The 468-nt window shown below is 62.0% G+C and carries 1 protein-coding gene; it reads right to left on the bottom strand.

Annotation, left to right across the window (positions count from 1 at the left end):
* Nucleotides 1-468, bottom strand: a 468-nt coding sequence (locus ACODSD_RS24775) for a hypothetical protein (protein ID WP_488878611.1), incomplete at both ends; no start/stop codon positions are given.

Here is a 468-nt window from a genome sequence, read left to right on the forward strand (position 1 = left end):
GCCGCCGTCAGTTGCAAATCCTTGCCCGCCTGGATCAGGCCTGCGCCGTTCTCCAACTGCCCGGCCGTCAGCTTGAACTGGTCATCGCTGCCGAGCAGGCCATCGTTGCGCAGCACATCGCTGGCGCTAAGGCTCAGACTTTGCGAGCCAATCAGGCTGCCCTTGGCGTTATTCAACTGCCGCAGCTGGGCGTCCAACGCTTGTTGGGCGAAGACTTCGCCGCCCTGATTGCTGAGCGTGTCCGCCTTCAGGTTCAGGTCTTTGGCGATGATGTGGCCGCCGTCGTTGTTCAGGCTGGCTTGCTTCTCCAGCTTCAACTCACCGGCCGACTGCAAGGTGCCACCGTGGTTGTCGATATCGGCAGCCTTGATATCCAGCCCGGCATTGCCGGCGATCTTGCCCTGGTTGTTCAACTGGCCGCTGATCTCCAGGCTGCTGGCGGCGTCCTTGCCCAGCGCCAAGATTTGC

The sequence above is a fragment of the Chromobacterium sp. FG22 genome (assembly GCF_057809415.1).